The 22,194-nt window shown below is 76.3% G+C and carries 20 protein-coding genes; 17 read left to right on the top strand and 3 right to left on the bottom strand.

Annotated elements, in window-relative coordinates:
• Nucleotides 1-67 precede the first annotated feature (67 nt).
• Nucleotides 68-2,650: an alpha-glucan family phosphorylase gene (gene glgP / locus HNR08_RS02250; protein ID WP_146839623.1), complete on the top strand. Its 2,583-nt coding sequence runs from the start codon at nucleotides 68-70 to the stop codon at nucleotides 2,648-2,650.
• Nucleotides 2,651-2,720: 70 nt separating this feature from the next.
• On the opposite strand, the gene glgX is transcribed toward glgP, so the two are convergent.
• Nucleotides 2,721-4,943 (bottom strand): glycogen debranching protein GlgX, encoded by a 2,223-nt coding sequence (glgX, locus tag HNR08_RS02245; RefSeq protein ID WP_146839625.1) that lies wholly within the window; start codon nucleotides 4,941-4,943, stop codon nucleotides 2,721-2,723.
• A gap of 99 nt (nucleotides 4,944-5,042) precedes the next feature.
• Here glgX and HNR08_RS02240 point away from each other — a divergent pair, with 99 nt between their 5' ends.
• A complete protein-coding gene (locus HNR08_RS02240) occupies nucleotides 5,043-5,867 on the top strand; it encodes an electron transfer flavoprotein subunit beta/FixA family protein (RefSeq protein ID WP_146839627.1) in 825 nt (274 codons plus the stop codon).
• Complete coding sequence (locus HNR08_RS02235) at nucleotides 5,864-6,859, top strand: electron transfer flavoprotein subunit alpha/FixB family protein (protein WP_146839629.1); 996 nt, start codon at nucleotides 5,864-5,866, stop codon at nucleotides 6,857-6,859. Before HNR08_RS02240 ends, HNR08_RS02235 begins: the two co-directional genes overlap by 4 nt.
• Before the next feature lie 27 nt (nucleotides 6,860-6,886).
• Here HNR08_RS02235 and HNR08_RS02230 read toward each other — a convergent pair whose 3' ends face one another.
• Nucleotides 6,887-7,879: a phosphotransferase family protein gene (locus tag HNR08_RS02230; protein WP_246803135.1), complete on the bottom strand. Its 993-nt coding sequence runs from the start codon at nucleotides 7,877-7,879 to the stop codon at nucleotides 6,887-6,889.
• A gap of 38 nt (nucleotides 7,880-7,917) precedes the next feature.
• Here HNR08_RS02230 and HNR08_RS02225 point away from each other — a divergent pair, with 38 nt between their 5' ends.
• The 14 genes from HNR08_RS02225 (at nucleotide 7,918) to HNR08_RS02160 (ending at nucleotide 21,247) form a co-directional block, all read left to right on the top strand.
• Nucleotides 7,918-9,114, top strand: coding sequence for a cysteine desulfurase family protein (locus HNR08_RS02225; protein WP_146839631.1), 1,197 nt, complete (start codon nucleotides 7,918-7,920; stop codon nucleotides 9,112-9,114).
• Nucleotides 9,114-10,223 carry a tRNA 2-thiouridine(34) synthase MnmA gene (gene mnmA, locus HNR08_RS02220; protein WP_146839633.1) on the top strand — a complete coding sequence of 370 codons (1,110 nt, stop codon included), beginning with the start codon at nucleotides 9,114-9,116 and terminating at the stop codon, nucleotides 10,221-10,223. Before HNR08_RS02225 ends, mnmA begins: the two co-directional genes overlap by 1 nt.
• On the top strand, nucleotides 10,220-11,260 hold the full coding sequence (locus tag HNR08_RS02215; protein ID WP_146839635.1) for a uroporphyrinogen decarboxylase/cobalamine-independent methonine synthase family protein: 1,041 nt from the start codon (nucleotides 10,220-10,222) through the stop codon (nucleotides 11,258-11,260). Before mnmA ends, HNR08_RS02215 begins: the two co-directional genes overlap by 4 nt.
• Nucleotides 11,257-11,697 (top strand): hypothetical protein, encoded by a 441-nt coding sequence (locus HNR08_RS02210; RefSeq protein ID WP_146839637.1) that lies wholly within the window; start codon nucleotides 11,257-11,259, stop codon nucleotides 11,695-11,697. The genes HNR08_RS02215 and HNR08_RS02210 overlap by 4 nt, the downstream gene beginning before the upstream one ends.
• 246 nt (nucleotides 11,698-11,943) lie before the next feature.
• Entirely contained in the window at nucleotides 11,944-12,198 is a 255-nt protein-coding gene (locus tag HNR08_RS02205; RefSeq protein ID WP_246803136.1) for a helix-turn-helix domain-containing protein, read from the top strand.
• A gap of 82 nt (nucleotides 12,199-12,280) precedes the next feature.
• Entirely contained in the window at nucleotides 12,281-12,502 is a 222-nt protein-coding gene (locus HNR08_RS02200; protein ID WP_146839639.1) for a helix-turn-helix domain-containing protein, read from the top strand.
• 113 nt (nucleotides 12,503-12,615) lie between these two features.
• Entirely contained in the window at nucleotides 12,616-12,987 is a 372-nt protein-coding gene (locus tag HNR08_RS02195) for a DUF6907 domain-containing protein (protein WP_146839641.1), read from the top strand.
• Nucleotides 12,984-15,467 (top strand): NAD-dependent DNA ligase LigA, encoded by a 2,484-nt coding sequence (gene ligA, locus HNR08_RS02190; RefSeq protein WP_146839643.1) that lies wholly within the window; start codon nucleotides 12,984-12,986, stop codon nucleotides 15,465-15,467. Before HNR08_RS02195 ends, ligA begins: the two co-directional genes overlap by 4 nt.
• Nucleotides 15,464-16,705, top strand: a complete 1,242-nt coding sequence (locus HNR08_RS22555; RefSeq protein ID WP_146839645.1) for a GNAT family N-acetyltransferase — start codon at nucleotides 15,464-15,466, stop codon at nucleotides 16,703-16,705. The genes ligA and HNR08_RS22555 overlap by 4 nt, the downstream gene beginning before the upstream one ends.
• A 48-nt stretch (nucleotides 16,706-16,753) precedes the next feature.
• Nucleotides 16,754-17,167 carry a pilus assembly protein CpaE gene (locus HNR08_RS02180; protein ID WP_146839647.1) on the top strand — a complete coding sequence of 138 codons (414 nt, stop codon included), beginning with the start codon at nucleotides 16,754-16,756 and terminating at the stop codon, nucleotides 17,165-17,167.
• A 67-nt stretch (nucleotides 17,168-17,234) separates the two neighbouring features.
• Nucleotides 17,235-17,531, top strand: a complete 297-nt coding sequence (gatC, locus tag HNR08_RS02175) for an Asp-tRNA(Asn)/Glu-tRNA(Gln) amidotransferase subunit GatC (protein WP_146840736.1) — start codon at nucleotides 17,235-17,237, stop codon at nucleotides 17,529-17,531.
• Nucleotide 17,532: 1 nt separating this feature from the next.
• Nucleotides 17,533-19,047: an Asp-tRNA(Asn)/Glu-tRNA(Gln) amidotransferase subunit GatA gene (gene gatA / locus HNR08_RS02170; protein WP_146840737.1), complete on the top strand. Its 1,515-nt coding sequence runs from the start codon at nucleotides 17,533-17,535 to the stop codon at nucleotides 19,045-19,047.
• On the top strand, nucleotides 19,044-20,555 hold the full coding sequence (gene gatB / locus HNR08_RS02165; RefSeq protein ID WP_146840738.1) for an Asp-tRNA(Asn)/Glu-tRNA(Gln) amidotransferase subunit GatB: 1,512 nt from the start codon (nucleotides 19,044-19,046) through the stop codon (nucleotides 20,553-20,555). Before gatA ends, gatB begins: the two co-directional genes overlap by 4 nt.
• A 146-nt stretch (nucleotides 20,556-20,701) precedes the next feature.
• The gene (locus tag HNR08_RS02160) at nucleotides 20,702-21,247 is read left to right on the top strand and encodes a GNAT family N-acetyltransferase (protein ID WP_146840739.1); all 546 of its coding nucleotides are present in this window, start codon (nucleotides 20,702-20,704) and stop codon (nucleotides 21,245-21,247) included.
• Between the two features lie 111 nt (nucleotides 21,248-21,358).
• Here HNR08_RS02160 and HNR08_RS02155 read toward each other — a convergent pair whose 3' ends face one another.
• Entirely contained in the window at nucleotides 21,359-21,928 is a 570-nt protein-coding gene (locus tag HNR08_RS02155) for a DoxX family protein (protein ID WP_146840740.1), read from the bottom strand.
• Nucleotides 21,929-22,194 lie beyond the last annotated feature (266 nt).

Below are 22,194 nucleotides of genomic sequence, written 5' to 3'. Positions count from 1 at the left end.
AACATCCGCGGACGAGTGGGACGGAAGTGCTGTTCTGACCAGTGGTCGCCTGCGTACGCTCGGGCGGGTGAGAGCCATCCGCCGATTCACCGTCCGCACGTCGCTGCCCGCCGAGCTCGCCGACCTGGACGAGCTCGCGCACAACCTCCGCTGGTCCTGGCACGCGCCGACCCGCGACCTGTTCGCCCGGATCGACCCGGCCCTGTGGTCCGAGGTCGGGGAGGACCCCGTGGCGCTGCTCGGGGCGCTGCGCCCGGAGCGGCTGGCCGAGCTGGCCGCCGACCCCGACGTCGTCGCCGCCGTGCGCGCCGCGACCGCCGACCTGCACGAGTACCTCGAGGCCCCCCGCTGGTACCAGCAGCGTCAGGCGGCCGACCCGTCGCTGCCCGCGGCGATCGCGTACTTCTCCCCGGAGTTCGGCATCACCGCCGTCCTCCCGCAGTACTCCGGCGGCCTGGGCATCCTGGCCGGCGACCACCTGAAGAGCGCGTCCGACCTGGGCGTCCCGATCGTCGGCGTCGGCCTGCTGTACGGCGCCGGGTACTTCAAGCAGTCGCTCACCCGGGACGGCTGGCAGGTCGAGACCTACCCGCTGCTCGACCCCGACGGCATGCCCCTGACCCTCGTCCGCGAGCAGGACGGCACGCCCGCGGTGGTGTCCATCGGGCTGCCCGGCGACCGCACCCTGCACGCGCACGTCTGGACGGCGACCGTCGGCCGCGTCCCGCTGCTGCTGCTCGACTCCGACGTCCCCGAGAACGACGAGGCCGCCCGCAAGGTCACCGACCGCCTGTACGGCGGCGGCGGCGAGCACCGCCTGCAGCAGGAGCTCCTGCTCGGCGTCGGCGGCGTCCGCGCGCTGCGCGTGTGGTCCCGGCTGACCGGCGCGCCGGAGCCGGAGGTCTACCACACCAACGAGGGGCACGCCGGGTTCCTCGGCGTCGAGCGGATCCGCGAGCTGGTCACCGGTGCCGGACTCGGCTTCGACGAGGCGCTCGAAGCGGTCCGCGCGGCCACCGTGTTCACCACCCACACCCCGGTGCCCGCCGGCATCGACCGCTTCCAGGCGTCGCTCGTCCAGCAGTACTTCGGCGGGGCGAACGCGGCCGCGGGCGTGCCGGTCGAGCGCGTGCTCGCGCTCGGCGCGGAGGACTACCCCGGCGGCGACCCGCTCATGTTCAACATGGCGGTGATGGGCCTGCGGCTCGGCGGGCGCGCCAACGGCGTCTCGGTGCTGCACGGCGAGGTCTCGCGCGACATGTTCAGCGGGCTGTGGCCGGGCTTCGACGACGTCGAGGTGCCGATCTCGTCCGTGACCAACGGCGTGCACGCGCCGACCTGGGTGGACCGGCGGCTCAGCGACCTGGCCGCCGAGCGGCTGACCGGCGACGAGATCACCTCCGGGAGCGGCTGGCTGCGCACGGACGCGATCCGGGACGCCGAGCTGTGGGAGCTGCGCCGCACGCTGCGCGCGCAGCTCGTCGCGGACGCCCGCCGCCGGGTGCGCTGGTCCTGGGCCCGCCGCGGGGCGTCGCCGGCCGAGCTCGGCTGGGTGGACGACGTGCTGTCGCCCGACGTGCTGACCATCGGGTTCGCCCGCCGGGTGCCGACCTACAAGCGGCTCACCCTCATGCTGCGCGACCCCGAGCGGCTGCGCGCCCTCCTCACGCACCCCGAGCGGCCCGTGCAGCTCGTCATCGCGGGCAAGTCGCACCCGGCGGACGACCAGGGCAAGCGGTTGATCCAGCAGCTGGTCCGGTTCGCCGACGACGCCGGGGTGCGGCACCGCATCGTGTTCCTCCCGAACTACGACATCGCGATGGCCCAGACCCTCTACCCGGGCTGCGACGTCTGGCTGAACAACCCGCTGCGCCCGCTCGAGGCGTGCGGCACCTCGGGCATGAAGGCCGCCCTGAACGGCGGGCTCAACCTGTCGATCCTCGACGGCTGGTGGGACGAGTGGTTCGACGGCGAGAACGGCTGGGCGATCCCCACCGCCGACGGCGTCGAGGACCCGGACCGCCGTGACGACCTCGAGGCCGCCGCGCTGTACGACCTCATCGAGCACCAGGTCGCCCCGCGGTTCTACGACCGGGACGAGCGCGGCCTCCCGCTGCGCTGGCTCGAGATGGTCCGGCACACGCTGGCCACCCTCGGCCCGAAGGTCCAGGCCACCCGCATGGTCGCCGACTACGTCGCGCGGCTCTACGCCCCCGCGGCCACCGCGGGCCGGGCGCTCGCCGGCGACACCGGGTACACCGGCGCGCGCGAGCTCGCCGCGTGGAAGGGCCGCGTGCGGTCCGGCTGGCAGCACGTCCGGGTGGACCACGTGGAGTCCGGCGGCGTCGGCGAGGTGCCGCAGGTCGGCGACGCGCTGCGCGTCAAGGCGTACGTGACCCTGGGCGACCTGGCGCCGGACGACGTCGAGGTGCAGGTCGTGCACGGCCGCGTCACCGAGGCCGACGAGCTGCACGGGTTCTCCGTCGACCCGCTGGCCCTCGCCGAGACGTACGAGGCCGGGCGGTACGCGTTCGCCGGCGACGTGCTGCTCGACGCGTCCGGGCCGTTCGGGTACAGCGTCCGCGTCGTGCCGCGGCACGACGGCCTGGCCTCGGTCGCCGAGGTCGGCCTGGTGGCCAACGCGGGCTGAGCCCGAGCGCCGCACCGGCGAGCCCCCGAGGTCCCGCGACCCCGGGGGCTCGCCGGCGCGGGGGCAGGGGTCAGGACGTGTAGACGCGGAGGGTCAAGGGTTCGAGGACCGCGCGGGTGCCGGAGTCCTGGTGCAGCGCGCCGTTGATCGCCGCGGTGCGCGCCTCGTCGGGGCGCTCCCACGTGGAGTCCCACGCGAGCTCCCACGTCGTCGGCCGGTCGGCCGCGAGCACCACGTCCACGGGGTCGAGCGAGCCGTTGACCACGACGAGCACCGCGTCCTGCCCGGCGACCCGGAGCATCTGCAGCGTCCGGAGGTCGGCGTCGTGCCACCGCTCGTGCGTGAACGCCGCCCCGGCGGGGTCGAACCAGGTGAGGTCGGGCCGGCCGTCGGGGCCGGGCCGGCCGGTGTAGAACCGCGTCGAGCGCAGCGCGGGGTGCGCGCGGCGCAGGGCGGTGAGGTGCCGGGCGGTCGCGAGCAGGTCCTGCCGCCACGGCGCGAGGTCCCAGGACACCCACGAGATGTCCGAGTCCTGGCAGTACGCGTTGTTGTTACCGCGCTGGGTGCGCCCGATCTCGTCGCCCGCGGTGATCATCGGGGTGCCGGCGGACAGCAGCAGGGTGGCGAGCAGGTTCCGGATGGACCGGCGGCGCAGCGGCACGATGTCGGACGCGACGGAGTCGGACCCGACCCGGCCCTCGACGCCGTGGTTCCAGGACCGGTTGTCGTCGGAGCCGTCGCGGTTCTGCTCGCCGTTCGCCTCGTTGTGCTTGTGCTCGTACGCGACGAGGTCGGCGAGGGTGAAGCCGTCGTGCGCCGTCACGTAGTTGACCGACGCGCGGGGTCCGCGGGCGAGCGGCGGGTCGGAGTGGCCGAACAGGTCGACCGAGCCGGACAGGCGGGTCGCGAGGTCCCGGACGCGGTGCTCGGGCAGGCCGTGCGCGGCGCGGGCGGGGTCGGCCAGCCAGAACGACCGGACGGAGTTCCGGAACTTGTCGTTCCACTCGGCGAACGGCATCGGGAACTGCCCGGTGCGCCAGCCGCCGGGCCCGACGTCCCACGGCTCGGCGACGAGCTTGAGCCCGTGCAGCTCCGGGTCGGTGCCCGCGGCGACGAGGAACGGGTGGTCGGGGTCGAAGCCGGCGTGCCCGCGCCCGAGCGTGACCGCCAGGTCGAACCGGAAGCCGTCGACGCCGACCTCCCGCGCCCAGTACCGCAGGGAGTCCAGAGCGAGCCGCACCACCTCGGGCCGCCGGAAGTCCAGGCTGTTCCCGGTGCCGGTGACGTCCGCCAGCGCGGCGGGGTGCCCGCCGTCGTGCAGGTAGTAGACGGCGGAGTCGAGCCCCCGCCACGACAGGTGCTGGCCCGCGAGCCCGCCCTCGCAGGTGTGGTTGTAGACGACGTCGAGCAGCACCTCGATTCCCGCCTCGTGCAGGGCGTGCACGGCGGTGCGCAGCTCGTCGAGCACCGCGGCCGGGCCGGCGGCGCGCGCGGCCGCGGTGGCGTACGGGGCGTGCGGCGCGAAGAACCCGAGCGTGCTGTAGCCCCAGTAGTTCGTCAGGCCCTTGTCGACGAGGTGCGGCTCGGAGGAGAAGGCGTGCACCGGCAGGAGCTCCAGGGCCGTGACCCCGAGCGAGCGCAGGTGCTCGACGACGACCGGGTGCCCGAGCGCGGCGTACGTCCCGCGCAGGTGCGGGGGCAGGTCGGGGTGCCGCAGGGTCAGGCCGCGCACGTGCGCCTCGTAGACGACGGTGTCGCCCCACGGGACGTACGGGCGGTTCGCGGCGGGGTCCACCGCGTCGCCCGCGCCGCGCCGGCCGGGGCGGCGGTCGAGCACGACGCCGTGCGGCACGTGGGCCACGGAGTCCCGGGCGTCGGCGGGGCCGTACGGGTCGCCGCGCAGCGCGTCGTCCACGACGTGCCCGTAGGTCGCCGGTCCGTGGTCGACCTCGCCGACCAGACCGTACGCGTACGGGTCGACCAGCAGCTTCGCCGGGTTGAACCGGAGGCCCGCCTCGGGGTCCCACGGGCCGTGGGCGCGCAGGCCGTAGCGCTGCCCCGGCCGGACGCCGGGCACCCGCGCCGCGAACACGCCGAGGTCCGGGCCGTCCAGCCGCACCCGGCGCTCCGCCCAGCCGCCGGGGGCCGCCGGGTCGGGGTCGAGCAGGCAGAGGTCGACCGCCTCGGCGTGCGGTGCGAGCACCGCCACCTCGACGCCGTCGTCCGTCACGTGCACCCCGAGGCGCGGCGGGGCGCCGGGGGGCGTGCGGTCGGGGGCGGTCACGTGCCCCATTGTGGCCCGAGCCGGGCCCCGACCTGCACCGCGGCCCGGGGTGAGGTCTGCCTCACCTCCCGGTGCCGCGGGCGGCCGAGGGCGGGTAACGTCTCCGGGGTGAAGATCGTGGTGTGCGTCAAGCACGTGCCCGACATCCAGTCCGAGCGCGCCCTCGGCCCCGACGGGCGGCTGGTGCGCGACGGCGGGGACGGCACCATCAACGAGCTGGACGAGAACGCCGTCGAGGCGGCGGTCGTCCTGGCCGAGCAGACCCGCGACGCGGGCGGCGACGCGGAGGTCGTCGTCGTGACCGTCGGGCCGGACGACGCGGAGGACGCGGTCCGGCGCGGGCTGCAGCTCGGCGCGGACGCCGCGGTGCACGTCCTGGACGACGACGTGGCGGGCTCCGACGTGTTCGGCACGGCGACCGTGCTGGCCGCCGTGCTGCGCCGGATCGGCGACGTCGCCCTGGTGGTCACCGGGATGGCCGGCCTCGACGGGCTGACGTCGCTGCTGCCGGCGGCGCTCGCGGACCTGCTCGACCTGCCGCAGCTCACGCTCGCCGCGTCCGTGGCGCTCGCGGACGGCACCGTCACGGTGCGCCGCGACCTGGACCACGCGACCGAGGTGCTGAGCGCGCCGCTGCCGGCGCTGGTCTCGGTGACCGACCGCGCCAACGAGCCCCGCTACCCGAACTTCCAGGGCATCATGGCCGCCCGCAAGAAGCCGGTCGAGACGCTGACCCTCGCGGACCTCGGCGTCGACCCGGCGACCGTGGGCGCCGCCGGCGCGCGCACCGAGGTGGTGGAGGCGGCGCCCCGCCCGCCGCGCACCGACCGGGTGCTGGTGAGCGACGACGGCGAGGCCGGGCGCCGGCTGGCCGCCTGGCTGGTCGAGCGCGAGCTCGTCCGGACGACCCCCGCGACGGGAGAGGTGCTGTGAACGCGACCGTCCTGGTCCTGCTGGACCACGCCGAGACGGGGGCGCTGCGCGGCAACGTCCTGGAGCTGGCGACCGCCGCCCGCGACCTGGCCGGCGACGGCGGCGCGGTGCACGGCGTCTGGGTGGGCGACGAGCCGCTGGACCCGGCGCTGCCGGTGCTCGGGCGGCACGGCGTGTCCGTCGTGCACGCGGTGACCACGGGCGACGCGGACCCGCGGCTGACCCCGGTGCTCGCGGAGGCGCTGACCGCGGTGGTGGGCGACACCGGCGCCGCGGTGGTCCTCGCGCTGTCGACGTTCGAGAACAAGGAGGCCGCGGCCCGGCTCGCGCTCGCGACGGGCGCGGGTGTCGTCACCGACGCGGCCGCGGTCGAGCGGGACGCCGACGGGCGCGTCGTGGCGACCAAGACCGTGCTCGCGGGGACGTGGACCACGCGGTGCGCCGTGCGGACCGACCTCGCGGTCGTGCTGGTCAAGGCCGGCGCCGTGGTGTCGCGGCACGTCGACGCCGAGGCGCCGCTCGCCCCCGAGGTCCAGGCCTGCGAGGTCGCGGTCTCCGAGCGGGCCACCCGCGTGCGGGTCGTCGAGCGCACCCCTCAGGCGCCGTCGGACCGGCCCGACCTGGGTTCCGCGGACGTCGTGGTCGTCGGCGGGCGCGGCACCGAGGGCGACTTCGGGCCGCTCGAGGCGCTCGCGGACGAGATCGGCGGCGCGGTCGGGGCGACCCGCGTGGCGACCGACGAGGGCTGGATCGGCCACGAGGCGCAGATCGGGCAGACCGGGGTGACCGTGTCGCCGCGGCTGTACGTCGGCGCCGGCGTGTCCGGGGCGGTGCACCACCGCGGCGGCATGCAGGCGTCCGGGACGATCGTCGCGGTGAACTCCGACCCGGAGGCGCCGATCTTCGAGATCGCCGACTACGGCGTGGTGGGTGACCTGTTCGCGGTGCTGCCGCAGCTCACGGAGGAGCTCCGCCGGCTGCGGAACGGCTGACGCGGGGCCGCCGCGGCCCGCGGCCCCTCACACCAGCGTGCGGAGCCACTCCACGGCGTGCCGCGCCTGCGCGGCCTGGAACCGGCGCAGGTTGGGGATCCCGACCGGTGCCGGCTGCAGCGCGGAGTGCGCGAAGTAGCCGGACAGCCCCGCGACGGCGGCGCGCAGCCGCTCCGGGTCCACGCCGCGCGAGGCCGGCCGGGACCAGAACAGGTCCTGCGGCGCCCCGCCGCCCTGCATCGCGACGCTCGGCAGCATGAACGCCAGGTCCAGCCACGGCGCGCCGACGCTGGCGTGCGGCCAGTCGATCAGGGCGACCCGGCCGCCGTCGTGGTCGTGGTCGATGAGCACGTTGTCGGCGCGGAGGTCCCCGTGCACGAGCGCGGTGCCCGCGCACGCCGCCAGCGCGTCGCGCTCCCAGGCCACCAGCAGGTCCAGGTGCGCGAGCAGCCAGGGGCCGACCTCTCCGGCCGCGGCGACCAGCCGGTCCAGCTCGTCGGCGGGCAGCGCGGCGATCCGGGTCCAGCCGGTGAAGTCGCCGGTGAGGAGCTCGGCGGTCGGACGCAGCTCGTGGCCGGGCAGCGGCTCGGCCTCGGCGAGCGTGTCGAGGGCGCGCAGCACGACCGCCAGCTCGTCGGGCCGCCAGGGCAGCAGCGGCGGCCGGCCGGCGGCGACCTCGAAGCCGAGCAGCACCCAGTCCCCGTCGTCGTCGGACCACAGCAGCGCGGGCGCCGGCACCTGCGGGGGCAGCGCGGCGGCCGCGCGCACCTCGGCCCGCGCGAGCTGCGGGGACTCGGGGTTCTGCTCGGGGGAGACGGCCTTGACGAACACGCCGCGGCCGTCGGCGAGCTCGAGCACCGCCGCGAACCCCGGGCTGAACCCGGTGGTCGCGCTCGTCTCGGCCGTGACCTGCGCCCCGGCGAGCTCCTGGATGCGGCTGCGGACCGCCCGGGGGAGGTCGCGCCAGTCCAGGCGTTGGCCGCTGAAGGCCAGGGGAGGCATCGTCGCGTCGTGACTCACGCGCACATCCTGCCAAAGCGATTCGTAGACTCGTGCGGGTGAGCGCGTATCTGGACCACGCGGCCACGACGCCCGTGCTCCCGGAGGCGGCCGCCGTCCTGGCCGAGCACCTCTCCCGCACCGGCAACCCGTCGTCCCTGCACGCCTCCGGCCGCGCGGCGCGCCGGGTGGTCGAGGAGTCGCGCGAGCGCGTCGCCGCCGCGCTGGGCGCCCGCCCGAGCGAGGTCCTGCTGACCGGCGGCGGCACCGAGGCGGACAACCTCGCGATCAAGGGCCTGTTCTGGGCGCGGACCGCGCAGGACCCCGCCCGCCGCCGGGTGCTGGTGTCGGCGGTCGAGCACCACGCGGTCCTCGACCCGGCGTTCTGGCTCGCCGAGCACGCGGGCGCCGAGATCGTGCTGCTGCCCGTCGACGACGAGGGCCGGGTCCGGCTCGACGTGCTCCGCGACGAGCTCGCGGCCCACGCCGGCACGACGGCCCTGGTCTCCGTCATGTGGGCGAACAACGAGGTCGGCACGCTGCAGCCGCTCGCCGAGGTGGTGTCGCTGGCGCGCGCCCGCGGGGTTCCGGTGCACGCCGACGCGGTGCAGGCGGTCGGCCAGGTGCCGGTGGACTTCGCCGCGTCGGGTCTCGACGCTCTGACGGTCACGGGCCACAAGGTCGGCGGCCCGGTCGGTGTCGGTGCCCTGCTCGCGCGCCGCGACCTCCCGCTGGTCCCCGTGCTGCACGGCGGCGGGCAGGAGCGCGGCGTCCGCTCCGGGTCGCTGGACGTGCCGGCGATCGCCGCGTTCGCCGTGGCCGTCGAGCGGGCGGTCGAGGCGCGGGAGGAGACCGCTCGGCGGCTCGGCGGACTCCGGGACGCGCTGGTCGCCGGCGTCCGCGCGGCGGTGCCCGGCGCGGTGCTCCGCGGCCCGGCGGACCCCGCCGACCGGCTGCCCGCGAACGCGCACTTCACCTTCCCGGGCTGCGAGGGCGACTCGCTGCTGTACCTGCTCGACTCGGCCGGGGTGGAGTGCTCGACCGGCTCCGCCTGCCAGGCCGGCGTCCCGCAGCCCAGCCACGTGCTGCTCGCCATGGGACTCGACGAGTCGGACGCGCGCGGTGCGCTGCGGTTCAGCCTGGGATGGCCCTCGACGGACGAGGACGTGGCGGCGCTGCTCGCCGCCCTGCCCGGGGTCGTCGAGCGGGCGCGCGCCGCCGGGCTGGCCGGGCGCCCGCGGGCAGGCGCGCTCTGATGCGGGTCCTCGCGGCGCTCTCCGGCGGGGTGGACTCCGCCGTCGCGGCGGCCCGGGCGGTCGACGCCGGCCACGACGTCGTCGGCGTGCACATGGCGCTGTCCCGCAGCCGCGCCCAGCTGCGCACCGGCTCGCGCGGGTGCTGCTCGATCGAGGACGCGGGCGACGCCCGGCGGGCCGCGGACGTGCTGGGCATCCCGTACTACGTCTGGGACCTGTCCGAGCGGTTCGAGGACACCGTCGTCGCCGACTTCCTCGCCGAGTACGAGGCCGGGCGGACGCCGAACCCGTGCGTGCGGTGCAACGAGCACATCAAGTTCGACGCGCTCCTCGACAAGGCGCTCGCGCTCGGCTTCGACGCGGTCTGCACGGGGCACTACGCCCGGGCCTCCGCGGGGGCTGACGGGGCGCCGGTGCTGCGGCGGGCCGCCGAGCGGGCGAAGGACCAGTCCTACGTGCTCGCCGTGATGGGCCCCGGACGGCTGGCCCGGGCGATGTTCCCGCTCGGCGACGTGGAGTCCAAGGACGACGTGCGGGCCGAGGCCGCCGCGCGGGGTCTCGGCGTGTCGGCGAAGCCGGACTCCTACGACATCTGCTTCGTCGCGGACGGCGACACCCGCGGGTTCCTGCGCGACCGGCTCGGCTCCCGGCCGGGCGAGGTCGTGGACGCCGACGGGACCGTGCTCGGGCGCCACGACGGCGCGTACGGGTTCACGGTCGGGCAGCGCAAGGGGCTGCAGCTCGGCCGCCCGGCGGCGGACGGCCGGCCGCGGTACGTGCTCGCGATCGAGCCGGTGTCGAACCGCGTGGTCGTCGGCGGGGCGCAGGACCTCGCCGTCGGGGCGATCGACGCCTCGGCCGCGGTGTGGTTCGGCCCGGCGCCCCGGGAGTGGACGGCGTGCACGGTGCAGGTCCGGGCGCACGGCGCGGCCGTCCCGGCCCGCGCGCGGGCGACCGGTGACGGAGGGATGGAGATCCGGGTGGACGGCGGGTTGCAGGGCGTCGCGGCGGGGCAGTCGGCGGTGCTGTACGGCGGGCCGGAGGGCGACCGCGTCCTCGGGCAGGCCACGGTGGACCGCACGCACAGGCCCGCCGGGGCGCGCGCGTGACGGCCGTCGGCGGCACCGGGCCGTGGCCCGGATCGGACCCGCTCGAGGCCCAGGCGGCCGTCCTCGGCGACCTCACCGACCTGCCCGACGGCCTGACCGGGCTGCCGTGGACCGTCCGGCTCGCCGACCGCGGCCCGTACGGGACCCTCGCCGGGCACGCGCTGGGCCTGCTGGTCGACCTGCCCGCCGAGCTCGGCCCGCACGGCTGGCGGCTCGCGGACCGGCCCGGGGGCGACGCGGCCCGGCTCGCGGCCGCCCGCCGCGCGGACCTGGACGCGCTGGCCGTCGCCGCGCACGGCTGGGAGGGGCCGCTGGTGGTACCCGTGGCCGGGCCGTTCACGCTCGCCGCCTCGGTGTACCTCGCCCGCGGGGACCGGGCGGTCGCCGACCCGGGGGCCGTCGCCGAGCTCGCCGAGTCCCTCGCGGCCGGGATCGGCGAGCACCTCGCCGCCGTGCGCCGGTCCGTGCCCGGGGCGCGGCCGTCCGTCCTGCTGCACGAGCCGCTGCTCGCGCAGGTCGTGGCCGGGGTGCTGCCGTCGTTCTCCGGGTACGCCCGGCTGCGCTCCGTGCCGGCGCCCGTCGCCTCCGAGCGGCTCGGCGGGGTCGTCGGCGCGCTGAGGGCCGCGGGTGCCGAACAGGTCGTGCTGCACGTCGGCAGCGGGACCCCCGCGGTCGGGGCCGCGCGCGGCGCCGGCGCCGACGGGCTCGGGATCGAGACGGCCGCGCTGGACGAGCGGGCCTGGGAGTCCGTCGCCGAGGCCGTCGAGGGTGGGACGCGGCTGTGGGCCGGCGTGCCGCAGCCCGCGACGTCGCAGTGCGCGGGGCCCGACGTGCGCGGGGTCGCGGACGCGGTGCTGCGCGGCTGGGAGCGGGTCGGTCTCGCGCGCGCGGGGCTGCGCGACGTGGTGCTGCTCGCGCCGGCGGGGCCGGCGGTGCCGGGCGCGCGGGGGTCGTCCGTGGACCCGCAGGCCGCCCGCGGCACGCTGGCGACCGTCGTGCGGGCCGCGTCGCTCGTCGCGGAGCGGGGCGAGTCGTGAGGCGCCGCGGGCTCGGCACCCGGCGGGCCGCGCTGCTCGCCGGCGGGGCCGCCCTCGCCCTCGCGGGGCTGGTCGTGCTGCTCGTGCAGTGGGTGCTGCTCGTCACCGGGACGCTCCGGACCGGGCTCGCCGACGAGGGCACGTGCGTGGCCGCGGCGACCGCGGGCGAGGTCGGGGCGGAGATCACGACGTCGGCGCTGCCGCCGCGGGCCGTGTGCGCGTGGACGGTCGACGGGCGGGTCGAGGAGACGGTGCTGGCCGAGAGGCCCGCGGGGCTGGCCGCCGGGGCGGCGGTCGCGGCCGGGGTCGGGGCGGTGGTCGTGCTGGGGGTCGGGGCGGTCGCGCTCGCGGAGCGGCGGCGCGCGGAGCGGGCGGCGGCGGTGGAGCGGGCGGCGGCGCAGCGGGCGGACGACACCGAGGGGCGCGCGGGGCCCTGACGGCGCCGGATCGCTCGCCGGGTGGAGGGTGTGCGCACGACACGCCGGGCGTGTCGGGCGTGTCGGGCGCAGACCCTCCAGTCGAGGTGAAGGCGCTGGCGCTCGGCCGCAAGGTGACGGTGCGCGGGGGCCGGGGCGGCGCGACGGGGGCCAGGCCGCGCCCGACGAAGGCGGGGGCTTCGACGGGCGGAACACGGTCCCCGGGGATCGCGCGGGTGCTACTCATGCAGGTGTGGACGCCGGTCCGTGCCGGCCGCCAGCGTCGGGCGGGTGGACGGCGAGCTGCAGGCAGTGGTGGGGCGGAACATCCGGCGGATCCGGGACGGACGGGGTCTCAGCCAGGAGGAGCTCGCCGACGAGCTCGGGGTGCACCGCACCTTCATGGGCGGGGTGGAACGGGGCGAGCGGAACCTCACCCTCCGGTCGGTCGAGCGGCTCGCGGGCGGCCTCGGCGTCGAGCCTCGGCTGCTTCTGATCGACCCGGCACCCGCCCGCGACTGAGCGCCGCCGCCCTCGCCCGCCCCAGGGTGTGCTACTCATAGGTCTGTAGACACAGAAGTAGCGAGGCCCGGACCGTGGGCGGGTGGAAGGTGATCTGCAGCGGACTGTCGGAGAGCGCGTCCGGACGATCCGGACCGAGCGGGGGCTGAGCCAGGAGGCCCTGGCGCACGCGCTCGGCGTGCACCGGACCTACCTCGGGGGCGTCGAGCGCGGTGAGCGCAACCTCACGCTGCGCTCCGTGGAGCGCCTCGCCGACCGCCTGGCTGTGGACGCGCACGTGCTCCTGGGGACCGAGCCCCGGTGAGTCGCGTCCCCTGTGGATAACCCTGCCTCCCGTGTCAGTGCCCCCGCCCAAGGTGGTTCCCACCCGAGGGGCACCGTCCCGGACCCCTCGCGACGCGGAGCGGAGGAGGAGCCATGGGATCGACGGAGGGCCGGCCGAGGTGGCAGGCGGAGGAGTGCCCACCCTGGTGCGTGGTGCTGCACGGGCCCCATGACGACGAGGGGGACCGCCGGCACGTGAGCGCGTCGCTCGCGGTGCCCGCCCGGCAGCTGCGCACGGGCGGCGACGCGGGCCCGCCCCTGTTCGGGGAGCCCGACCCGGACGACGGGCACGGCGAGCGCACGGCGACGACCGACCTCGCCGTCTGCCTGCACCGCCGCGTCGGCGCGCCCACGACCTGGGTGTACGTGGGCGACGGGGCCGAGCAGGCGCTCGAGCTGACCGTCGACTCCTGGCGCCGCCTCGTGCCCGCCCTGGACCGGGTGCTCGACCTGGCGCGGGCATGACCGGCGCCCGGGTGCGTGTCGGCGGCGGAGGGCATGATGTGCCGGTGGACGCGACACGAGCCGAGACGACGACGCCCGACGACGCCGGGCTGGACGAGGCGGCGGCGCGCCGGCTCTGGGCCGAGCTCGCCGACCGGGTGGGCGAGCTGCAGTTCGCCTACTACGTCCGCGACGAGCCGCTGGCGAGCGACGCGGAGTACGACGTCACGCTCCGCCGCCTGGAGGCCCTCGAGGACGCGTACCCGGAGTACGGGCTGCGCACGCCGGACTCGCCGACGCAGCGGGTGGGCGGGACCTTCTCCACGGAGTTCCGGGCCGTCGACCACGTCGAGCGGATGCTCTCGCTGGACAACGCCTTCTCCGCGGAGGACGTCGCGGCGTGGGCGGAGCGGGTCCACCGCGACCTGGAGCTGCCCGCCGACGCCGGGGTCGAGTACCTGACGGAGCTCAAGATCGACGGCCTCGCGATCGCGCTGCTCTACGAGCGGTCGGGGGACGGCCCCGCCCGGCTGGTGCGCGCCGCGACGCGCGGGGACGGACGCACGGGCGAGGACGTGACGCTCAACGTCCGCACGATCGCGAGCATCCCCGACGTGCTCGGGGGGGACCCGGCCACGCACCCCGAGCAGATCGAGGTGCGCGGCGAGGTGTTCCTGCCGGTCGAGGCGTTCGAGCGGCTGAACACGGCCCAGGTCGAGGCCGGGAAGGCGCCGTTCGCGAACCCCCGGAACGCCGCGGCGGGCTCCCTGCGGCAGAAGGACCCCCGGGTCACCGCCGGTCGGCCGCTGCAGATGTACGCGCACGGCATCGGCGCGCTGCGCCGGGGCGAGGGCGGCGGGGCCGCCCTGGAGCGCCAGTCCCAGGTGTACGACCTGCTCGCCGGGTGGGGGGTGCCCGTGTCGCCGCACAGCCGCGTCGTGACCGGGCTCGCCGACGTGCGCGCCCGGATCGCGGAGGTCGGCGAGCACCGGCACGGCTACGAGCACGAGATCGACGGCGTGGTGATCAAGGTCGACGACCTGGCGCTGCAGCGCCGGCTGGGCGCCACCAGCCGGGCGCCGCGGTGGGCGATCGCGTACAAGTACCCGCCGGAGGAGGTGAACACCCGGCTGCTCGCCATCGAGGTGAACGTCGGACGCACCGGCCGGGTCACCCCGTACGCGGTCATGGAGCCGGTCCGGGTCTCGGGGTCGACGGTCGCGATGGCCACGCTGCACAACAAGGACGTCGTGGCCGCCAAGGGCGTGCGCCCCGGCGACATGGTGGTGCTGCGCAAGGCGGGCGACGTCATCCCGGAGATCGTCGGGCCGGTGACGGCGCTCGCGGACGACGGGTACCCCCGGACCGACTGGACGATGCCGACCGAGTGCCCGGAGTGCGGCTCGACCCTGCGCCCCATGCGGGAGGGCGACGTCGACCTGCGCTGCCCGAACGCCCGCACGTGCCCGGCGCAGGTCCGGGGCCGCGTCGAGCACATCGGCTCCCGCGGGGCGCTCGACATCGAGGCGCTGGGCGAGGTCACGGCCGCCGCGCTGACGCAGCCGGAGATCCCCGAGGTCCCACCGGTGGTCAACGAGGCCGACCTGTTCGAGCTGGTCGGCTGGGCGGCGGACGCCCCCGAGGAGGAGAGGGCGCGGGTGCGGGCGCGCAGCTTCGCCCGGCTGCAGCAGGTGCAGGTCGTGGTCCGGGACCCCGAGACGGGCGAGCCGCGCGTCGACGAGGACGGCACCGTGCGCCGCCGGACGCCGTTCCGCCGCCGGGTGACCCACAGCGTGAAGGCGCGCCGCGACGCCGAGGCCGCCGGGCAGCCGCTGCCCGAGTACGAGGACGTCCCCTCGGAGCAGGCCAGGAAGCTGCTCGACGAGCTCGACGCCGCCAAGACCAAGCCGTTCTGGCGCGTGCTCGTGGCGCTGAGCATCCGCAACGTCGGCCCCACGGCCGCGCGCGCGATCGCCCAGCGGTTCGGGTCCATGGACGCGCTGCGCGCTGCGCTCGCGGACGCCGAGGGCGCGCGGGCCGTGCTGGCGGGCGTGGACGGCGTCGGTCCGACCATCGCCGACTCGGTGCTCGACTGGTTCGCCGAGGACTGGCACGCCGACATCGTCGACCGGTGGCGGGCGGCGGGCGTGGTCATGGCGGACGAGGCCGACGAGTCGGTGCCCCGCACGCTCGAGGGCCTGACGGTCGTCGTCACCGGGAGCCTCGCGGGGTTCAGCCGGGACGGGGCCAAGGAGGCGGTGCTGTCGCGCGGCGGCAAGGCCTCCGGGTCGGTGTCCAAGAAGACCGACTACGTGGTCGTCGGCGAGAACGCCGGCTCGAAGGAGACCAAGGCGCGGGAGCTGGGCCTGCGGATCCTGGACGAGGCCGGCTTCGTCGCGCTCCTCGCCCAGGGGCCCGCCGGCGTGGGCGACGGCGGCGAGGCCGACGAGGACCAGGGCGTCGGCGGGGAGGGCGACGGCGGGGCGGCGGACGCCTCGTGAGCGCCCCCGTGCACGTCCGCGCCGCGCGCCCGGAGGACCTGGAGCAGGCCGGCGCGCTCACCGCGGAGGCCTACCACGCGGACGGGCTGCTCGACGACGCCGACGAGTACGCCGCCGAGCTCCGGGACGCCGCGCGGCGCGCCCGCGAGGCCGTGCTGCTGGTCGCGACCGTGCCGGTCGGTCCGGACGGCGGCGAGGTCGTCCTCGGCACCGTCACGCTCGCGCCCGCCGGCACGTCGTACGCGGAGGTCGCCGAGCCCGGGGAGCTCGAGCTGCGGATGCTCGCGGTCGCCCCCGAGGCACGCCGGCGCGGCGTCGCCGAGCGCCTGCTGACCGCGGCGCTGCGCGAGGCGGTCGCCCGCGGCGCCCGCGCGGTCGTGCTGTCGACGCTCGCGCCGATGGTGACCGCGCGCCGGCTCTACGAGCGGCTCGGCTTCGTCGCGGTGCCCGGCCGGGACTGGGGCCACGAGGGGGTCGCGCTGCACGTGCTGACCTGGACCCCGCCCCCGGCACCCGGCGTGCTCGTCGAGGCGGCGACCTGGGTCCCGGCGGTGACCGAGGTGGTGGACGGCTGGCGCCTCGGGTTCGCCGACGGGTTCACCCGGCGCGCCAACAGCGTGCTGCCGCTCGGCGCACCCGCGGACCTCGCGGCGACCCTGGACCGGGTCGAGGCCCGGTACGCGGCCGCCGGCCTGCCCACGGTGTTCCGGCTGTGCTCCGCCGCGCCGGCCGGCCTCGGGGACGCGCTCGCCGCGCGGGGGTACGCCGCCGTGGCCGACACCGACGTGCTCGTGCGGGACCTGGCGGCGTTGCCCCCGGTGCCGGCGCACCCGGGCGTGCGCGTGGTCGACGCGGACCGGCCGGACGACGCCTGGTTGTCCGGCTGGCTCGACGTGAAGTCCGGCGGGACGGCCGTGGACCGGGACGCGGCACGGCGGGTGGTCACGGGGTCGCCGGCGCGCTACCTCACGGCCCTCGGCCCCGCCGGGTCGGTGCTCGGCGTGCTGCGCGCCGGCCTCGCGGAGGACTGGACCGGGCTGGCGTGCCTGGTGGTCGCCCCGGAGGCACGCCGCCGGGGGATCGGGCGGCTGCTCACCCGCACGGCGCTGGCGTCGGCGGCGGCGGCGGGCGCCCGGCGGGCGTTCCTGCAGGTGGAGGTCGCGAACGACGGTGCCGCCCACCTGTACGCCGGCGAGGGGTTCCGGCCTGCCGAGCGGTACGGCTACCGGCAGCGCTGACGCCCGCGTCGCCGGGCGCGCGCGAGCGGCCCGGACCATACTTGTCCGGTGATCTCGATCGACCGGGCGGAGCTGCTCCAGGCCGCGGGGCTGCGGTGGTCGCCGCGCTCAGGCGACCAGTTCGCGCTGCGCCAGCCGGCCCTCGTGGGCGAGGTCTTCACCATCAGCGAGATGACGATCGAGCCGCACGCCTACCCGACCGGGACGGTCCTGGGCTTCAACGGGACCACCGAGTGGGCGCTCGACTCCGTCACGCAGGACGACGCCGTGTGGCTGCCGCGCGAGGACCAGCTGCGCGAGCTCCTGGGCGGGACGTTCCGCAGCCTGGCGCGCGCGTTCGACGGGTCGTACCTGGTCGTCGCGGAGCTGCCCGGGCAGCCGGAGCGGTCGTTCGCGGCGGACGACCCGGCCGACGCGTACGCGGACGCGGTGCTCGCCCTGGTGTCGGCCGCGCGGGTCTGACGCGGCCGGCGATCTCGGCCTGGGGACGACGGCAGGGGAGGCCCTCGCCGCGACTAGACTCGCGGGCATGTCCTCCCTCTCTCGTGACGAGGTCGCGCGCGTCGCGGGCCTGGCGCGGATCGACCTGACCCCCGAGGAGCTCGACCGCCTCGCCGGCGAGCTCGACGTGATCGTCGAGTCGGTCGCCCGGGTCAGCGAGGTCGCCACGCCCGACGTGCCGGCCACCAGCCACCCGCTGCCGATGACCAACGTGTTCCGCCCCGACGTGCCGGAGGCGCCGCTCGCGCAGGCCGACGTCCTCGCCGGGGCCCCGGCGGCGGAGGACGGCAAGTTCCTCGTCCCGCAGATCCTCGGGGAGGAGTGAGATGACCGACCTGACCCGGCTCTCCGCGGCCGACCTGGCCGAGCGCCTGACCGCGCGCGAGGTGTCCAGCGTCGAGGCCACGCAGGCCCACCTGGACCGCATGGCGGCCGTCGAGCCCGCCGTGCACGCGTACCTGCACGTCTCCGCCGACGAGGCCCTCGCCACCGCGCGCGAGGTCGACGACCGCCGCGCCGCCGGCGCCGAGCTGCACCCGCTCGCGGGCGTGCCGATCGCCGTCAAGGACGTCGTCGTCACGAAGGGCCTGCCGACGACCGCCGGCTCGAAGATCCTCGAGGGCTGGGTGCCCCCGTACGACGCCACGCTGGTCGAGCGGATCAAGGCCGCCGGGCTGCCGATCCTCGGCAAGACCAACATGGACGAGTTCGCGATGGGGTCGAGCACCGAGCACTCGGCGTACGGCAACACGCACAACCCGTGGGACCTCGACCGGATCCCCGGCGGTTCCGGTGGCGGCTCGGCCGCGGCGGTCGCGGCCTACGAGGCCCCGCTGGCCATCGGCACCGACACCGGCGGCTCGATCCGGCAGCCCGCCGCGGTCACCGGCACCGTCGGCGTGAAGCCGACGTACGGCTCGGTGTCCCGGTACGGCCTCATCGCGCTGGCCTCGTCGCTCGACCAGGCGGGCCCCGTCACCCGGACCGTCCTGGACTCGGCGCTGCTGCACGAGCTCATCGGCGGGCACGACCCGCGCGACTCGACGTCGATCCCCGAGCCGCTGCCCGGCCTGGTGGCCGCCGCCCGGCAGGGTGCGACCGGCGACCTGGCCGGTGTGCGCGTCGGCGTCGTCCGCGAGCTGCAGGGCGAGGGCTACCAGCCCGGCGTGCTCGCGCGGTTCGAGGAGTCGCTCGAGCTGCTGCGCGGCGCGGGCGCCGAGATCGTCGAGGTCTCCTGCCCGCACTTCGAGTACGCCCTCGGTGCGTACTACCTGATCCTGCCGAGCGAGGCGTCCAGCAACCTGGCGAAGTTCGACGGCATGCGGTTCGGCCTGCGGGTCGAGCCGAGCGAGGGGCCGGTGACCGCCGAGCGCGTCATGGCCGCCACCCGCGGCGCGGGCTTCGGCGACGAGGTCAAGCGCCGGATCATCCTCGGCACGTACGCCCTGTCGGCGGGCTACTACGACGCCTACTACGGCAGCGCGCAGAAGGTCCGCACGCTGATCCAGCGCGACTTCGCGAGCGCGTTCGCGCAGGCCGACGTGCTCGTCTCCCCGACGGCGCCGACCACGGCGTTCAAGCTGGGCGAGAAGCTGGACGACCCGCTGGCGATGTACCTCAACGACGTCGCGACCATCCCCGCGAACCTCGCGGGCGTGCCGGGCCTGTCGCTGCCGAACGGCCTGTCGGACGACGGCCTGCCCGTCGGCTTCCAGGTGCTGGCCCCCGCCAAGGCGGACGACCGGCTGTACCGCGTGGGCGCGGCGCTCGAGGCGCTGCTGGAGACGAACTGGGGCGGCCCGCTGCTGGCCAAGGCTCCCGAGCTGGAGGTGGGCGAGTGAGCACCCAGACCGTCGACCTGGTCGACTACGACGAGGCCGTGTCCCGCTTCGACCCGGTGATCGGCATCGAGGTGCACGTCGAGCTCGGCACCCGCACCAAGATGTTCGACGCGGCGCCGCAGACGTTCGGCGACGACCCGAACACCGCGGTCACCCCGGTGTCCCTGGGCCTGCCGGGGGCGCTGCCCGCGGTGAACGGCACCGCGGTGGAGTACGCGATCCGGATCGGCCTCGCCCTGAACTGCGAGATCGCGGAGTCCTGCCGGTTCGCCCGGAAGAACTACTTCTACCCGGACGTCCCGAAGAACTTCCAGACCTCGCAGTACGACGAGCCCATCGCGCACGACGGGTACCTCGACGTCGAGCTCGAGGACGGCACCGTGTTCCGCGTCGAGATCGAGCGCGCGCACATGGAGGAGGACGCCGGCAAGAACACGCACGTCGGCGGCGCCACCGGCCGCATCCACGGCGCGGAGTACTCGCTGGTCGACTACAACCGCGCGGGCATCCCGCTGGTGGAGATCGTCACCCGGCCGATCACGGGCGCCGGCGAGCGCGCCCCCGAGGTCGCCCGGGCGTACGTGCAGACCCTGCGGGACATCTTCCGGGCGCTCGGCGTCTCGGAGGCCCGCATGGAGCGCGGCAACGTGCGCGCCGACGTCAACGTGTCGCTGCGCCCGACGCCGACCTCGCCGCTCGGCACCCGCACCGAGACCAAGAACGTCAACTCGTTCCGGTCCGTCGAGCGCGCCGTCCGCTACGAGATCAGCCGGCAGGCCGCGGTGCTCGACGCCGCGGGCACGGTGGTCCAGGAGACCCGGCACTTCCACGAGGACACCGGTGTCACCACCTCGGGCCGCGTGAAGTCCGACGCCGAGGACTACCGGTACTTCCCGGAGCCCGACCTGGTCCCGATCGCGCCGGACCGCGCGTGGGTCGAGGAGATCCGCGCGACCCTGCCCGAGCTCCCGGCCGCGCGGCGCCGCCGCCTGCAGGGCGAGTGGGGCTACGCCGACGCCGAGATGCGCGACGTCGTGAACGCCGGGGCGGTCGAGCTGATCGAGGCCACCGTCGCGGCCGGTGCCAGCCCGGCCGCCGCGCGCAAGTGGTGGATGGGCGAGCTCGCCCGCACCGCCAAGACGCAGGAGGTCGACCTCGGCGAGCTGCCGATCACGCCCGCGCAGATCGGTCAGCTGCAGCAGCTGGTCGACTCGGGGCGGATCAACGACAAGCTCGCCCGGCAGGTGCTCGAGGGCGTGCTCGCGGGGGAGGGCGACCCGGAGGCGGTCGTCGTCGCGCGCGGGCTCGAGGTCGTCTCGGACGACGGCCCGCTGCTCGAGGCCATCGACGCGGCGCTCGCCGCGCAGCCGGACATCGCGGAGAAGATCCGCTCCGGGAACCTCGGTCCCGTGGGCGCGATCATCGGCGCGGTCATGAAGGCCACCCGCGGGCAGGCCGACGCCGGCCGGGTGCGCGAGCTCGTGCTGGAGCGCGTCGCCCAGGCCTGACGCGACGACGACGGCGGCGCGGACCCGGGCGGCCCGCGCCGCCGTCGCACGCCCGCGCCCGCCGGCCGTCACGCGCCCGCCCGCGCGGCGAAACATGCTGGTGACCCGCAGTCCCTAGGCTCGCGGGAGGACGACGGGAGGTCCCCATGGAGAAGCCCACGCTCGAGGGCGAGATGATCCACCTGCGCCCCATCCGGGCGGAGGACGCCCCGGCGATGTGGGACATGGTCAGCGACCCCGAGGGCATGCGGACCACGGGCACCACGACGCAGTTCACGCGCGCGCAGATCGACGCGTGGTGCGCGACCGTCTCGGACCTGCCGGGCCGGATCGACCTCGCCATCACGGCGAACGGCTCGGACGAGTACCTGGGCGAGATCGTGCTGAACGACATCGACGAGGTCGTCGGGTCGGCGAACCTCCGGCTCGTCATGCGGCCCGCCTACCGGGGGCGGGGGTACGGGACGGAGGCGATCGAGCTCGTCCTCGGCCTCGCGTTCGACGGCATCGGCCTGCACCGGGTCGGCCTGGACGTGCTGAGCATCAACGCCCGCGCGTACTCCCTCTACGAGAACATCGGGTTCCGGGTCGAGGGGCGGTTGCGGGACGCCTACCGCGACGGCGACGGCTGGTGCGACGCGATCCTCATGGCGCTGCTGGAGGACGAGTACCGGGCGCTCAGCGCCGCCTGACCCGCGGCTCCGGCCCCGCGGCCCGGCGGCCCCGCGGCCCCGCCGCCCGGGCACAGCACGAGGCGCCGGCCCCCCCGGAGGGTGGGGACCGGCGCCTCGGGTCTCGGTGGCTCAGACCAGCCAGCGGTTCTTGTCGACGACCGGCAGGCTCTTCCACCAGCGGCCGAGGCCCCAGGTGTCGCCCGCCGCGGTCAGCGCGAAGACGACCAGCGCCAGCGCGTACACGATGTGGTAGTCGACGACCGGGTTGCTCGAGCCGGCCTGCATCGGCCACTCGGCGACCCACATCATCAGCATGATGACGGTGCCGGCGACCGAGGCGACCCGGGTGCCGATGCCGAGCACGACCGCCAGGCCGACGCCCAGCATGCCGAGCATGAACAGCACGTCGGTGGCCGGGCTCGCGATGCCCTGGAAGAAGCCCTGGAACGGGCCGATGACGGCGGGGCTGTTGAGGAAGCCCTGGCTCGGGGCACCGCCGTTGATCCAGGCGTTCTCCGACGGGGTCGAGTAGCCGAGCCCGAAGGTCTTGTCGAGGAAGGCCCAGAGGAAGACGAAGCCGGTCGCGAGGCGCAGGCCGGCGAGCGCCCGGCGCGCGCGGACCGACGTGACGACGTCGTCCTGGGTGCGCTGCTCGGTGGTCGCCGCGGTGCGGGTCCGGGTGGGGGTGATCGTGGCCATCGTCTCTACGTCCGTTCGTGTTCGCCCTTGTGATGACTTTCCCAATCTCCCTCGCCGCGCGGGCCGACGCCGGGGTCCAAAGTCCCAGATGCGTCAGATGCCCGGCCTGACCTGCCCGGATTGCCCCGATTCGAGCCGCGCGAATAGGACGGAGGTCCCCCGTTGCGCGGGGCCGCGAGCCGGGCGCTGGCCGGTTCGCGAGGGCCGGGGGGACGGGTGCGGGACCCAGGGCCCACGCGGCGAGGCGCCCGCCCCCGGGGACCGGG

Source organism: Cellulomonas hominis (genome assembly GCF_014201095.1).
In the GTDB taxonomy this organism is placed as follows: domain Bacteria; phylum Actinomycetota; class Actinomycetes; order Actinomycetales; family Cellulomonadaceae; genus Cellulomonas; species Cellulomonas hominis.
Note: the sequence above shows the minus strand (reverse complement) of the source record. Positions and strands in the feature narration are given on the sequence as shown.

Coding starts and splice junctions, on each gene's coding strand:
- glgX (WP_146839625.1), bottom strand. CDS start 4,943: ATGGGGCACGTGACCGCCCCCGACCGCACGCCCCCCGGCGCCCCGCCG.
- mnmA (WP_146839633.1), top strand. CDS start 9,114: ATGCGGGTCCTCGCGGCGCTCTCCGGCGGGGTGGACTCCGCCGTCGCG.
- HNR08_RS02195 (WP_146839641.1), top strand. CDS start 12,616: ATGGGATCGACGGAGGGCCGGCCGAGGTGGCAGGCGGAGGAGTGCCCA.
- ligA (WP_146839643.1), top strand. CDS start 12,984: ATGACCGGCGCCCGGGTGCGTGTCGGCGGCGGAGGGCATGATGTGCCG.
- gatC (WP_146840736.1), top strand. CDS start 17,235: ATGTCCTCCCTCTCTCGTGACGAGGTCGCGCGCGTCGCGGGCCTGGCG.
- gatA (WP_146840737.1), top strand. CDS start 17,533: ATGACCGACCTGACCCGGCTCTCCGCGGCCGACCTGGCCGAGCGCCTG.
- HNR08_RS02160 (WP_146840739.1), top strand. CDS start 20,702: ATGGAGAAGCCCACGCTCGAGGGCGAGATGATCCACCTGCGCCCCATC.
- HNR08_RS02155 (WP_146840740.1), bottom strand. CDS start 21,928: ATGGCCACGATCACCCCCACCCGGACCCGCACCGCGGCGACCACCGAG.